The sequence below is a fragment of the Massilia sp. S19_KUP03_FR1 genome, assembly GCF_036688685.1.
Classification (GTDB): domain Bacteria; phylum Pseudomonadota; class Gammaproteobacteria; order Burkholderiales; family Burkholderiaceae_D; genus JALYUM01.
In genome coordinates, this window is the sequence record NZ_JAQQPS010000007.1 from 175,551 (window position 1) to 187,810 (window position 12,260).

General features: G+C 64.9%; 13 protein-coding genes. 3 read left to right on the plus strand and 10 right to left on the minus strand.

Annotated features, from left to right (window positions below):
* Positions 1 to 7 precede the first annotated feature (7 nt).
* Complete coding sequence (locus tag V6M87_RS10025) at positions 8 to 1,468, plus strand: TolC family protein (RefSeq protein WP_332876471.1); 1,461 nt, start codon at positions 8 to 10, stop codon at positions 1,466 to 1,468.
* Positions 1,469 to 1,479: 11 nt separating this feature from the next.
* On the opposite strand, the gene V6M87_RS10030 is transcribed toward V6M87_RS10025, so the two are convergent.
* Positions 1,480 to 2,472, minus strand: coding sequence for a hypothetical protein (locus V6M87_RS10030; RefSeq protein WP_332876472.1), 993 nt, complete (start codon positions 2,470 to 2,472; stop codon positions 1,480 to 1,482).
* A 278-nt stretch (positions 2,473 to 2,750) separates the two neighbouring features.
* On the opposite strand from V6M87_RS10030, the gene V6M87_RS10035 reads away from it, so the two are divergent.
* A complete protein-coding gene (locus tag V6M87_RS10035) occupies positions 2,751 to 2,918 on the plus strand; it encodes a glycoside hydrolase family 97 C-terminal domain-containing protein (protein WP_332876473.1) in 168 nt (55 codons plus the stop codon).
* Between the two features lie 257 nt (positions 2,919 to 3,175).
* Here the strand turns inward: V6M87_RS10035 and V6M87_RS10040 are convergent, their stop codons facing one another.
* The 7 genes from V6M87_RS10040 to msrA all read right to left on the minus strand — a co-directional run bounded on the left by V6M87_RS10040 (position 3,176) and on the right by msrA (position 9,922).
* Positions 3,176 to 3,526 carry a copper-binding protein gene (locus V6M87_RS10040; protein WP_332876474.1) on the minus strand — a complete coding sequence of 117 codons (351 nt, stop codon included), beginning with the start codon at positions 3,524 to 3,526 and terminating at the stop codon, positions 3,176 to 3,178.
* Positions 3,527 to 3,554: 28 nt separating this feature from the next.
* Positions 3,555 to 4,922: a multicopper oxidase family protein gene (locus V6M87_RS10045; protein WP_332876475.1), complete on the minus strand. Its 1,368-nt coding sequence runs from the start codon at positions 4,920 to 4,922 to the stop codon at positions 3,555 to 3,557.
* Entirely contained in the window at positions 4,919 to 6,298 is a 1,380-nt protein-coding gene (locus tag V6M87_RS10050) for a TolC family protein (protein WP_332876476.1), read from the minus strand. Before V6M87_RS10050 ends, V6M87_RS10045 begins: the two co-directional genes overlap by 4 nt.
* 106 nt (positions 6,299 to 6,404) lie before the next feature.
* Positions 6,405 to 6,803, minus strand: coding sequence for a hypothetical protein (locus V6M87_RS10055; RefSeq protein WP_332876477.1), 399 nt, complete (start codon positions 6,801 to 6,803; stop codon positions 6,405 to 6,407).
* Positions 6,804 to 6,895: 92 nt separating this feature from the next.
* Positions 6,896 to 8,341: an NAD-dependent succinate-semialdehyde dehydrogenase gene (locus V6M87_RS10060; RefSeq protein WP_332876478.1), complete on the minus strand. Its 1,446-nt coding sequence runs from the start codon at positions 8,339 to 8,341 to the stop codon at positions 6,896 to 6,898.
* A 79-nt stretch (positions 8,342 to 8,420) separates the two neighbouring features.
* Positions 8,421 to 9,275, minus strand: coding sequence for a YdcF family protein (locus V6M87_RS10065; RefSeq protein WP_332876479.1), 855 nt, complete (start codon positions 9,273 to 9,275; stop codon positions 8,421 to 8,423).
* Between the two features lie 134 nt (positions 9,276 to 9,409).
* On the minus strand, positions 9,410 to 9,922 hold the full coding sequence (gene msrA / locus V6M87_RS10070; RefSeq protein ID WP_332876480.1) for a peptide-methionine (S)-S-oxide reductase MsrA: 513 nt from the start codon (positions 9,920 to 9,922) through the stop codon (positions 9,410 to 9,412).
* 168 nt (positions 9,923 to 10,090) lie between these two features.
* On the opposite strand from msrA, the gene V6M87_RS10075 reads away from it, so the two are divergent.
* Positions 10,091 to 10,618: a hypothetical protein gene (locus V6M87_RS10075; RefSeq protein ID WP_332876481.1), complete on the plus strand. Its 528-nt coding sequence runs from the start codon at positions 10,091 to 10,093 to the stop codon at positions 10,616 to 10,618.
* Here V6M87_RS10075 and V6M87_RS10080 read toward each other — a convergent pair.
* A complete protein-coding gene (locus tag V6M87_RS10080; protein ID WP_332876482.1) occupies positions 10,555 to 11,274 on the minus strand; it encodes a TetR/AcrR family transcriptional regulator in 720 nt (239 codons plus the stop codon). The two genes, V6M87_RS10075 and V6M87_RS10080, sit on opposite strands and share 64 nt — an antisense overlap.
* 47 nt (positions 11,275 to 11,321) lie before the next feature.
* Positions 11,322 to 12,224 carry an alpha/beta fold hydrolase gene (locus tag V6M87_RS10085; protein ID WP_442920568.1) on the minus strand — a complete coding sequence of 301 codons (903 nt, stop codon included), beginning with the start codon at positions 12,222 to 12,224 and terminating at the stop codon, positions 11,322 to 11,324.
* Positions 12,225 to 12,260 lie beyond the last annotated feature (36 nt).

The window sequence follows — 12,260 nt, forward strand, 5'->3', positions numbered from 1 at the left end:
GAGTCACATGAACCGCGCTACCCAAACTGTCACCATGACGCTGCTGGCAGCCGCGCTGGCCGCCTGCACCACCGTCGGCCCGAACTACAAGGTGCCGCAGGACGCCATCCTCAACCGCCCGGCCGCGAATGCGCCGTTCCTGGGTGCGTCCGGAACACCGTTCCAGTCCGCGCCCTTGCCACCCGCGTGGTGGCGCCTGTACCAGGACCCGGTACTGGAGCGGCTGATTGTGCAAGCGTTTGCCGCGAATACCGACCTGCGCATGGCCGCGGCGAACCTGCAGCGCGCGCACGCGATCGTCGAGCAAGTCGAAGAAAAGAAAACGCCTGATGTTGACGCTAAAATTGCGCCGCAATACGGTCGCGTTGCCGGGTCCTCGCTCGGCATTCCCGAGGTCTTGCCGCGCACCGGCCTGTACGAAGGCGATATCCGCGTGTCGTACCAGGTCGACATGTGGGGCCGCATCAAGCGCGCCATCGAAGCGGTGGAAGCCGACGCCGATGCCGCGCAGGCGGCCAGCGACCTGGCCCACGTGACAGTGGCCGCAGACACCACGCGGGCCTACGCCGAGGCTTGCTCGGCAGGTTACCAGCTGAAGGTGGCGCAGGCTACACTCGACCTGCAGCAGCGTTTTATCCAACTGACCGGGGAGCGCATCCGGCGCGGGCGCGGCACGGCACTGGAAACCAGTCGCGCCCAGGCCCAGTTCGAACAGCTGCGCGCGAATCTGCCGCCACTGGAAGCACGGCGCCGGGTCGCTCTGTATCGCCTGGCCGTGCTCACCGGCGCAGTGCCGGGCCAGTTCCCGGTCGACGTCGCGCAATGCGCCACGCCGCCGCGCGTGGCCGCCGCCATTCCCGTCGGCGATGGCGCGGCGCTGCTGCGCCGCCGTCCCGACGTGCGCCAGGCCGAGCGCCAGCTGGCCGGCGCCACGGCGCGCATCGGCGTGGCCACGGCCGAGCTGTATCCAAACATCAGCCTGGGCGCGTCGTTCGGCGGCGTCGGCATGAACAGCCAGTTCAATGACGCCAACACGTGGAAGTGGTCGCTGGGCCCGCTCATCTCATGGAATATTCCATCGCCGCGTTCCGCACGCACCCGCATCGCCGTCGCGAGCGCCGCCACCAGCGCCGCGCTCGCGCGTTTCGATGGTGTGGTCCTGAACGCACTGCGCGAAACGGAAAGCGCGCTGACCATCTATGCCCGCGAACTGGACCGCAACGCCGCCCTGCGCGCGGCGCGCGACCAGAGCGCACTGGCGGCGCGCCAGTCGGCCAGGTTATATCAGTTCGGCCGTACCGATTTCCTGTCGCAGCTCGACGCCGACCGCACCCTGGCGGCATCGGAATCGGCGCTGGCCGGGTCGGATGCGCAGCTGGCGCTGGACCAGGTGCAGCTGTTCCTGGCACTGGGCGGCGGCTGGGAAACGACGCGGGCGGTCGCCGCCGCGGTGGCTGTCAAGTCATGAGTGCATAGCGCTCATTTGCCAAAGAACGCATCGCCGATGCGTGTTCCGTCAAGTGGAATCGGCTCCCAGCGCTGTTCACGCTGGATATAGCGATAAATGCCGCGCCAGGTCGCCGCATACAGCAAGCCGGCGCTATTTTGGCGTATCACAAACACGACATCGAGCGGAGCGATGTTACGTGCTTTCAGGGGATCTGGCAGACCAGCCTGGAACGATTCCCAGCGCTGGCCGCCATCCACGCTGCGCACCAAGCCCGCAAAGGAACTGGCGTACATGATATCGTCGATCATGGCGATCAAGCTGGGCTGGAAGTCGGTTTCGCTATACCAGCCGGCATCAGGATTGTCCCCGCGCGAACGTGGCGCGCCAAAGTCGATCTTTCTCCAGCCACGTTCAGGATCATATCGATAGGCGACACTGCTTGACCCGTCAAGCGAGATGGCGCTGGCGTAGACGCCGTGCGTCAGCCCCGAGAACAAGCGCACATTCTGGATAAAAGGCAGACCGGCCAGGCGCGTCCAGTGCATGCCGAGATCGTCGCTCAGATACAACGCGTCCCGGGTTACCGCATACAGGTTGGCGCCGAAATAGACGATGGACCGGCACCAGTCCGTGCCAGGCAAACTGCCCAGCGCAGTCCGGACCGCGTTCGCACGTTTAAAAACGCCCGCGCCATCACAGCCATATTCGGACTGCCCCACGATGATCGGGTTCACGTCGTCGAAACGCGCATCGAGCACCGGCCATGCTTCCGGCGTCGTGGGATCCCATACGCTGCCGGTCGGACTGCCACGAAAATAGCGTTGATAGCTGGTCGACACGAGCAAGCCGTCACCAGGCCCGATATGGAACCGCGTGATCGAATTCGGCCGCGGCGGCGGCATTGCATGCGCCATCGAACAAAACATGAGCAGCGCGATACACGTCCACCTGCTTCTCCGGAACAGCCGTACCATCGGGTCGGCACCGCGTGTCGCGACAAGCTGCGCAATCGTTGTCATCATTTTTTCAACAGTACCGGTAAATGACCCCAGGTCGGGCAGATGATTTTAACCGCTCCGCACCCATCGCAGCCTCGGGGAAACGCCATCATATCGACACTGCGCTTCGAGTCGCCGGCGACGCGGCCGGGCTGGAACCGCGGCTGGGAAAGCGACTGGGGCACCTGTCCGAACTGGATTTCGCGCGAAGGCGCGCGGCGTCGACCACGAAGCCAAGCTGGTGTTCACCCGCATGCTGAGCGGCCCGATGGATGACACGCCGGGCACCCTGAGCCTGGCCGGTGGCCTTCCTCGATGCGGGCCAGCGCTACAGCGCCGAAATCTACCGCGACGGCGACCAGGCCGACTACCGCACAGCGCGCCACTTCGAACTGGTCACCGAAACGAAGACCGTGACGGCGCAGGACGTGCTGCAAGTACGCCGGGCGGCGGCCTGGCGATACACCTGACGCCGCAGCTTTGATGATCTAAGTAGCGGCCAGAGATTTACCGTGAATCGGCCACCCAATGTATGCGTTATCGTTGCATTTAAGACCGCAGTGCGAGGCAGAGCCGCAAGACACGGGACGTTTGCGGCTCTGCCGCGCATACTTTGACGTGCTGCAGATGGGTTATGGGTCCCGGCCTGCGCCGGGATGACGGTTTTTGGTAGGTTGGTGCAGGCAAGTTTTGCTTCATCACCACACATGAAATTTCTGATGCTTACTCAGTTCGCGCTTTGCAGCGCCGTGATGGTCAACCCGCCACCCGCCTTATCGGCCACGAACTGCACCTTGTCGCCCGGCTTGACCTGGTCGAGCATGGCCGGCTCCGCCACCCTGAACGCCATGGTCATCCCCTGCATGTTCAGGTTTACCAGCGGCCCGTGGCGCAAGGTGATCTTGCCCCCTTCCCTGTCGACTTTGACCACTTCGCCGTCGCTCATGGGCCCCGGCACGGTCTCTACAGGCGCGTCGTGATGCTGGTGCGCGGCCTCTTGCGCCTGTACGGCTGGCACGGCCAGCAGGCCAGCGACAAGGACGAAAAACAATTGCGTGCAAATGGTAAAAGGTTTCATGGTCGCCTCCTGAAGGATGGGATGGAATTCAGTGTTCATGGTGCCCCGCCGGCTTCTTGACAGTGACGACGGTGTCGCCTGGGTTCGCCGACGCTGACGGCGCGCTGGTGGCGGCCGGCAGCGCGCCGGTCCACTCGTGCGCGACGCTGCCTGTCGGATGCCGGTACCAGCCCGGGTCCTTGTAGTCGCCGCGCGCCTGCCCTGCCCGCACTTTCAAGGTCGTGAACATGCCGCCCATTTCGATGCCGCCGAACGGGCCTTCGCCGGTCATCATCGGCAGCGTGTTCTCCGGCAGCGGCATCTCCATGCCGCCCATCGAGCCGCCCTTGTCGCCCATCACCATGTAGTCGGGCAGCAGCGCATTGATCCGCTCGGCCACGCCGCTGTGGTCGACCCCGATCATGGTCGGCACCTGGTGCCCCATGGCGTTCATGGTGTGGTGCGCTTTGTGGCAGTGGAAGGCCCAGTCGCCCGGATTGTCGGCCACGAATTCGATCGCGCGCATCTGGCCCACCGCAATATCGGTGGTCACTTCCGGCCAGCGCGCCGTGGGCGGCACCCAGCCGCCGTCGGTGCCAGTCACTTCGAAGCGATGCCCGTGCAAATGGATCGGGTGGTTGGTCATGGTCAGGTTGCCGACGCGGATACGCACCTTGTCGTTCAGGCGCACCACCATCGGGTCGATGCCGGGAAAGGCGCGGCTGTTGAAGGTCCACAGATTAAAGTCGAGCATGGTGTTGACCTTCGGCGTGTAGGCGCCCGGCTCGATGTCGTAGGCGTTCAGCAGGAACACGAAATCGCGGTCGACTGCGTGCAGCGCCGGGTTTTTCGGGTGGGTGATCCAGAAGCCCATCATCCCCATGGCCATCTGCGCCATCTCGTCGGCGTGCGGGTGGTACATGAAGGTGCCCGCGTGTTTCGCGACGAACTCGTAGACGAAGGTTTTGCCGGGCCCGATGCCCGGTTGCGTGAGGCCGGTCACGCCGTCCATCCCGCACGGCAGGATCTGGCCATGCCAGTGCACGCTGGTGTGTTCCGGCAGTTTATTCGTCACGAATATGCGCACCCGGTCGCCCTCCACCACTTCGATGGTCGGGCCCGGACTCTGGCCGTTGTAGCCCCATAAATTGGCCTTCATGCCGGGTGCGATCTCGCGCACGACCGGTTCGGCCACCAGGTGAAATTCCTTGACGTTGTCCTGCATGCGCCACGGCAGCGTCCAGCCGTTGAGGGTGACGACCGGGTTGTAGGGGCGGCCATTGGGCGGCGACAAAGGCGCCATGGTCGCACTCGAGGCTTGGGTGACGGCTTCCGGCAGCGTGGCCGCGCCGGCGCGGGTGACCGCAGCGGCGCCGACCAAGGCAGTGCCGGTCAAAAACGATCGACGCGACGTCATGGTTGACCTTTCAAAGGGGTAGCGAATGCGGGCGGCAGGCGCCCGCCAAGGGCCGCCTCCAGCCTGGTTTGGGCGAGCCAGAAATCGCGCAAGGCGTCGATGTAGCCGTTCACGGCTGCGGCCTGCGCGCGCGAATCGGCCAGCAGTTCGAATACACTCATCAGCATGCCGTTGTAGCGCAGCATGGTTTCATCGGCTATCTTCTTGCGAAAGGGAATGACCTGGTCGCGGTAGTGGTGCGCCAGCTGGTACGCGCTGCGGTAATCCAGGTAAGCCTGGCGTGCTTCGCTGCGCGCATCAATCGCCGCCTGCGCGACCGTGTTCACCTGCTGCATGTACAGCGCTTCGGCTTTCGCCACGCGCGCCGTGCCCCAGTCGAACAGGGGCAGTTCCAGCTTGATCGCATAGCCGGGCGCCGTGGTCTCGCCGCTTTTGCTATTGCGCACGTAGTCCAGGTCGAGCACATTGATGAAGCGCGTCGTGCGCGTCAAGCCGAGCGCGGCAGCCGTCTGGGTGGCGCGCAGTTGCGCGGCCTGGATATCGAGCCGTTCACGCAGCGCAATGGCTTCGACGTCCGGCAGATCGAGCGGCATGGTGGGCAAATCCGGCAAGCGCTCGGGCAAACGGAAGGCCGAGTTGTTTCCCCACAAGCCCATCAGGCGCGTCAGGGCTTCGCGGGTGGACACGGCATGTTGTTGCGCGCGCACCAGGGCAGCGGCGGCGTCGGCCTGGAAGGCCTGTTCGCGCGCCAGGTCGAGCTGGCTGCTGTTGCCCACCTGCGCCATGCGCCCGGTCAGCGCGCTGCTCAGTTGAAACGCTTCATCGACCTGTTTGGCGTAGGCGACGCCCTGCGCTGCCGCCACCGCTTCCACCCAGGCCCGCCTGGTGGCCGCAGCGTGTTGCAACATCTGGCCGGCGACCAGCAGTTTGACCTGCTCGAAGCGGCGTGCCTCGATGCGACGGGCCAGCGGCGCCGTCAGCACCGTCAGGAAATTGAGGCCGACGGAACGGTCGATCTCGATAGCGCCGCCGGCGCGGGTGCGCTGGAACGAGAACGATGGATTCTGCAGGCGGCCGGCCTGCACCAGGTCGGCCTGGGCAATGCCGACGTCCCAATAGCTTGCCTGCAGCGCGCGATTGTTCAGCAGCGCGATTTGCACTGCGTCGTCGATGTGCAGCGGAGCCTGCAATTTGGCGCTCACCAGGCTGTCGAGCGCGCGCTGGTCGGCGTCATTGCGCACGATGCGCGCGTCCTTGCCGAGTCGGTCGCCAGCAACTTGCGCCACGCCGTTGAAGCCGCCGTCCGGGGTCACGGACGCGCAAGCGGTGGCCAGCACGGCAGCCAGCAAGCCGGTCAATCGAGTTGGATAGCTCATGAGTATTTCGCTGAAAGTAGGCGGCACTACCTGTTGGACAAGCGAACAGGCACAGCCATTGAGCAGGGCACGCAGCACCCCAAGGGGTTGCGCGGGCGCGTTCTGGTCAGGTCAGCGAGTTTTTGGGAGGTCGTTCCGGGAGATCGAGGTCAACTGTGGGCACATGGATGCCCTGAAAGACGAAGTCGGCCAGGGCGCAGGTTTCGCCCGGCACGCGCACCAGCGCGCTGACCGGCGCCATGACGGCGCCGAAACAGCAGCTGGCGCAGGTGTTGCACTTGCCGCCAGTGTGGTGTTGGGAAAAAGTCTGATCGGTGGCGTCAGCGCCCGCCGCCGCAGCGTGGTGCGGGGCTGTCTTCATCGAATCGCAATGTCCGGCCGGCATCGCCGCAGGCGCCGAGGCCTGCATCGGCGCGCACGTGAGCATGCTCGCCGCGGCAAACCCCTGGAACGGGATGGCGACGAACATCAGCCAGACGATGAGCGACTTGAACAGGTTTTTCACGGCTCGATTCTAGCACTCATGGTCGTGCCGGTACAGCCAGCGCGTCAGACCAAGGCCGTGAACACCCTGTCGGTGTTACCGTCGTGCGGCCATTACACACCCACGATCGACACCGACTTTGTATTCAAGTACGACTCCAGCGCCTCCGGGCCGCCTTCGGTGCCGTAGCCCGAATCCTTGATGCCGCCGAACGGCATCTCGGCGCTTGGCGCGGCGGGTTGGTTGATCCATACCATGCCCACTTCCATGCGGTTCATCAGCAGTTGGGCGTTCTTGATCGAACGGGTAAACGCGTAGCCGGCCAGGCCATACGGCAGGCGATTCGCTTCGGCAATGGCATCTTCCAGTTTGTCGAAGCCGCGAATGCCGGCGATCGGGCCGAACGGCTCATCGTTGAAAATACTGGCGTCGAGCGGGACATCGGAAAACACCGTCGGCGCAAAGAAATTGCCACTGTCGCCGACGCGCACGCCACCGGTGGCAAGCGTCGCACCTTTGGCCTGCGCATCCTCGACCACTTTCGCCATGGCGCTCAGACGGCGCGCGTTGGCCAGCGGACCCAGCGTGGTACCTTCGAGCAGGCCATCGCCCAGTTTCAGGCTCTCGGCATGCTGCACCAGCGCGCGCGTAAATTCTTCCTTGACGGCATTGTGGACGAGAAAACGGGTCGGCGAGATGCACACCTGGCCGGCATTGCGGAACTTGGCGCCGCCGGCGGCTTTCACGGCCAGCGCAACGTCCGCGTCTTCGGCGATGATCACCGGGGCATGGCCGCCGAGTTCCATCGTCACGCGCTTCATGTGCAAGCCGGCTAGCGCCGCCAGCTGCTTGCCGACCGGGGTGGAGCCGGTGAAGGTCACCTTGCGGATGATCGGGTGCGGAATCAGGTAACTGGAAATTTCGTGCGGGTCGCCAAACACCAGACCCAGCACGCCGGGCGGCAGGCCCGCGTCGACGAAACACTGCAGCAGCGCCGCGGGCGAGGCCGGCGTTTCTTCCGGCGCCTTGACCAGGAAGGAGCAACCGGTGGCCAGCGCCGCAGACAGCTTGCGCACGATCTGGTTGATCGGGAAGTTCCACGGCGTAAAAGCCGCGACCGGGCCGACCGGCTCCTTCAGCACCAGTTGCTGTGCGGCCGGATTGCGCGACGGGACGATGCGGCCGTACACGCGCATGCCTTCGGCGGCGAACCAGTCGATGATTTCCGCACCGGCCAGCACTTCGCCCTTCGCTTCGGCCAGCGGCTTGCCCTCCTCCTGCGTCAACAGGCGCGCGATGTCGGCGGCGCGCTCGCGCAGCAGCGTCGCCGCGCGGCGCATGATGGCGCCGCGCTCCACCGCAGGCAGCGCCCGCCACGTCTCGAAGCCGGTCTGGGCGGCCGCAAGCGCGCGGTCCAGGTCGGCGATGCTGGCGTGGGCCACGCTGCCGATCGTCTGGCCGGTGGCGGGGTTAAGCACGGGGATGGTTTTGCCGCCGAGGGCGTCAACCCATTCGTTGGCAATGAGCAGGCGGGTGTCGGGGTAGCTGGACGTCGTCATGGGGTGGGACTCCTGTAGGAAAGGCAACAATCTTACCGCGTCCGCCGGCTCTTTGCCGGCGATGCCGCTCATCGCCATATCAAACCTTCGCTGCACGACTTGCCGACGGCGCGCGCCCGGCGCTGGCCGCGGCCGTGCTGCCGGCGCGCGCGTTGTACCAGGCGATGCCGATCAGCTCATAGACTGCATACCAGGACCGGCGCATGCCCTCGGCACTGGGCACCCACGCGCTGAGGCCCTTCGCCTGGTCGCGGAAAAACATCGTCGGCGCCTCGACCACCTCGATGCCGGCGCGCTGGAACGCGACGCGGGCGCGCGGCATGTGCATCGCGTCGGTCACGAGCAGGATGCGCTTGATGCCATCGGCACGCAGCATCCTGACACTGAAGGCGGCGTTTTCGGCGGTATCGCGCGAGCCTGGCTCGATCCAGCGCACCGGCACGCCAAAGTCTTGTTGCAGCGCCACTGCCATGGCGTCGGCCTTGGCATATTCGCGTTTGGCCGGGTCCGGATCGACATTGCTGGCGCCATTGCCACCGCTGACCAGGACCGGCAATCCGGTCAGCCGGTACAGGTGCGCACCATAACGCAGGCGTGCCAGCGCGGTGACGTCGGGAATCGCGCGGTTGCCGTACTCGGGTGCATTTTCCAGCTGCCCGGCTGCCAGCACCACGATGGCCTGTGCGCCGGCGCGTGCGGGCGCCGGCAACGGCGCCGTCATGTCTTCGAGTGGCGTCACGAAAAAACTGGCGCCCGCGTTGCTGGACAGGATACACAGCACGGCGAACCCGGTTCCGGCGAGCGCGCGCCCGAAGCGCGGCCAGTGCGTCCAGAGCAACAGGCCCAGCACGATCAGCAGGAACAGGTTCGCGGGCGGCAGGATCAGCTCGCGCGGAATTCTGTTGAGCAGGTCGAATGCGGGGTCAAGGGTCATGGTGGAAAGAAGATCGGCAGAAGCCGCGAGTAGACCGCAGGCCGGACCTGGTCGTCAAGGGCAGATTATGCTCAGTGGCAATAATGTTGTCCGGCCATGAAAAAAGCCCTGACTTGCAGGGCTTTCGTGGGCAGTTATGCCGCCTTATCGCTGCGCTTGGGCAACACCCAATCCTTGCGCACGAAATGGCAGGTGTAGCCATTTGGATGCTTTTCCAGGTAATCCTGGTGCTCGGGCTCTGCTTCCCAGAAGTCGCCGGCAGGCTTGACTTCGGTGACGACTTTTGCCGGCCACAGGCCCGATGCGTCGACATCGGCGATGGTGTCGAGCGCCACCGCCTTCTGCGCATCGCTGGTGTAATAGATGCCCGAGCGGTAACCGGTGCCGCGATCGTTGCCCTGGCGGTCAGGCGTCGACGGGTCATGCACCTGGAAGAAGAATTCGAGCAGTTTACGGAACGACATGGTGTCCGGATCGAAATTGATTTCGATCGCTTCAGCGTGGGTGCCGTGGTTGCGGTACGTGGCGTTTTGCACGTCGCCGCCCGAATAACCCACGCGGGTCGACTGCACGCCCGGCAGTTTGCGGATCAGATCCTGCATGCCCCAAAAACAGCCGCCAGCCAGGATTGCTTTTTCTGTACTCATTCGCGTCCTCTCTATCTTGCAAAATAAAACAGGTCGGCGCCACTGCGCGCTTTCCAGCCATAATTGCCATATGCAGGCCGCTGGCGCGAATTTCAAGGCGCGCAAGGATGCGCCAGGTTCGCGACAATTAGAATACTATTGAGTCTTTTAATTAACTGCGCGACAACAATGCCTTCTCTTTCTACTTGTCTCGACGCGGCACCAGCAGTCCAGTCCTATATCGGCAAAGGCGCTGCGCTAAGCGCGCAGGCGCCGCCCGGGCATGCCAGCCTGGCCAGCGACCCACAAGGTGCGTTCTCCCTGCGCTATACCTTCGAGCGCGACATGGCAGTCGGCGACAAGCTTGCCTTGCGCTGCTGGATGGATGCCGAGAGCGTCGCACGTGGCCACTTCACGGTCACGCTGGGCAAGCGTGAGGCGCCAGGCCGGCAACGCTACGGCGAAGGCGATCAGCCCTTACCCTGCATTACCAGCTATTGCCGCGCCGCGCCCGGCCCCTGCAGCGGCAAGCTTCCGGTGCGCTTCGCGCTGGTCACGGCGCCGACCACCTTCCTGGCCGGCGACCGCCTGGTCGTCACGATTACCCTGGCCTGTGAAAAAGGATGCGAGAACATCATGCGCGGCCAGCTGTACTACGGCGCGGATCTGCCCAGCGGCCTGGCGTTCGACGCCACGCCCTTGCCTGGCAGCGCATAACAGCGCACGAATATATCCAGGGTCGCGGCCACGATGGCGTCGATCGCTTCGTCGTCCAGCACTGGCGCAACACCGAGCGCCGCACCGCGCAGCGGCTGGGCAATGAGCACGGCCGATACCAGTTTAAGGGCAGCCTCCGTGTCGTCGATGGCAAACACCCGGCCCACGGCCGGCTTGGCCAGCCAGGCGCGCAGCACGCCCACGGCATGCGACATTCCCAGCCCGTCATAGCTGCGCGCAATCGCCGGGGAGGTTTCGCGATGGGCGACCGCCATCAGGTAGATTCCCAGCCCCACCGGCCCCAGCGCCAGGCGCGCCCACATCGTCAGGTAGGCGCGCAGCTCGCCCAGCACGCCCTCCTCGGTGGCCACATCGCCGTGCAGCAAGGCATCGAGCTTCGCGCCCTCGCGCTGGATCAGGCCATGCATCAGCTCTTCCTTGCTGGCGACCAGGGTGTACACGGTCTTGCGGGCCATCCCGGCGCTGCGGGCGACCGCTTCGATCGTGAACGCGCCATAGTCGCCAGCATGCAGCAAGGCATACGCGCCGTCGTACAGCATCGCCAGGCGGGTGGCGCGGCTCTCGACCGGCGGCCGGCCGCGGCCGCGTTCCGGGAGATGCGATGGCGGCGTGGCGGATCTTGCGGCTGAGGACATGGCGCCAAGGATAAACGGGAGGAGCAGGAATTCTAACTGCTGACGGCTCATTGCGTCAGGAAGTCGACCAGTTTCGGGATGACGATCCCGGGCGCCTCCTCCATCAGCCAATGCCCGGAACCTTTGACCACCACGCCTTCGACGCTGGTGGCCACCAGCCGGCCCTGGGTGATGAGGAATTCGCCGCCCGCCTTTTCGCCGGACAGCACCAGCATCGGCATCGGCAATGGCGTGCTGGCAAAGAGCGCGAACTGTTGCGCGTCCTGCTCGAAGTTGCGGAAATATTCCATGCCGGCTTTCATGTGGCCCGGCCTGGCATACGCTTTTGCGTAGAAGCGGCGGTCCGCTTCGGACAGCGAACGCGTCTTGTCGGCGGCGAAATCGTTCCAGAAATGTTCTAAATATATGCGCTCGCGGCCGCTCACCAGCGCCAGCGGGGTCGGTCCGTAAAAGTGGAAGTGCCACAGGTCGCGCAGCAGCCAGACGTGGGTCCAGTCGCCCACGCCGGGCAAGAACGCATCCATCAGTGCGATGCGCCTGACGTCCGCCGGAAACTGGGCCGCATAGGCATACGCCACCATCAGGCCGATGTCGTGGCCCGCCACTGCCGCCGGCCCGAGTTTCAACGCGCCTGCCAGCGCGTGAATATCCCTGGCCATGTCGGCCTTGGCGTAGCCGGTTTCGGGTGCATCGGAGGCGCCGGCCCCGCGCAGATCGGGCGCGATCACCAGGTTGGTTTTGGCCAGTTGCTTGATCAAGGGGCGCCACATGTGCGACGTTTCCGCGTAGCCATGCAAGAGGATGACGGGCGCGCCCTTGCCGGCCACGAGGTAGTGCAGGCGCACGCCATTCGCCTCGGCATATTTACTGGCAATGTCCTGGGCGCCAGCGGCGCCGCAAAACAGCATGCAAACCGCGACGCGGCGCATGAACAGCGTTATGGAAAGCATGATGGTTCCCTGGAAGAATGGACGCTTAAACGGATC

Excerpts from the sequence above, each read along its gene's own strand:
- V6M87_RS10025 (WP_332876471.1), top strand. The coding sequence starts at position 8 with ATGAACCGCGCTACCCAAACTGTCACCATGACGCTGCTGGCAGCCGCG.
- V6M87_RS10045 (WP_332876475.1), bottom strand. The coding sequence starts at position 4,922 with ATGACGTCGCGTCGATCGTTTTTGACCGGCACTGCCTTGGTCGGCGCC.
- V6M87_RS10030 (WP_332876472.1), bottom strand. The coding sequence starts at position 2,472 with ATGATGACAACGATTGCGCAGCTTGTCGCGACACGCGGTGCCGACCCG.
- V6M87_RS10085 (WP_442920568.1), bottom strand. The coding sequence starts at position 12,224 with ATGCTTTCCATAACGCTGTTCATGCGCCGCGTCGCGGTTTGCATGCTG.
- V6M87_RS10050 (WP_332876476.1), bottom strand. The coding sequence starts at position 6,298 with ATGAGCTATCCAACTCGATTGACCGGCTTGCTGGCTGCCGTGCTGGCC.
- V6M87_RS10075 (WP_332876481.1), top strand. The coding sequence starts at position 10,091 with ATGCCTTCTCTTTCTACTTGTCTCGACGCGGCACCAGCAGTCCAGTCC.
- msrA (WP_332876480.1), bottom strand. The coding sequence starts at position 9,922 with ATGAGTACAGAAAAAGCAATCCTGGCTGGCGGCTGTTTTTGGGGCATG.
- V6M87_RS10040 (WP_332876474.1), bottom strand. The coding sequence starts at position 3,526 with ATGAAACCTTTTACCATTTGCACGCAATTGTTTTTCGTCCTTGTCGCT.
- V6M87_RS10080 (WP_332876482.1), bottom strand. The coding sequence starts at position 11,274 with ATGTCCTCAGCCGCAAGATCCGCCACGCCGCCATCGCATCTCCCGGAA.
- V6M87_RS10065 (WP_332876479.1), bottom strand. The coding sequence starts at position 9,275 with ATGACCCTTGACCCCGCATTCGACCTGCTCAACAGAATTCCGCGCGAG.
- V6M87_RS10060 (WP_332876478.1), bottom strand. The coding sequence starts at position 8,341 with ATGACGACGTCCAGCTACCCCGACACCCGCCTGCTCATTGCCAACGAA.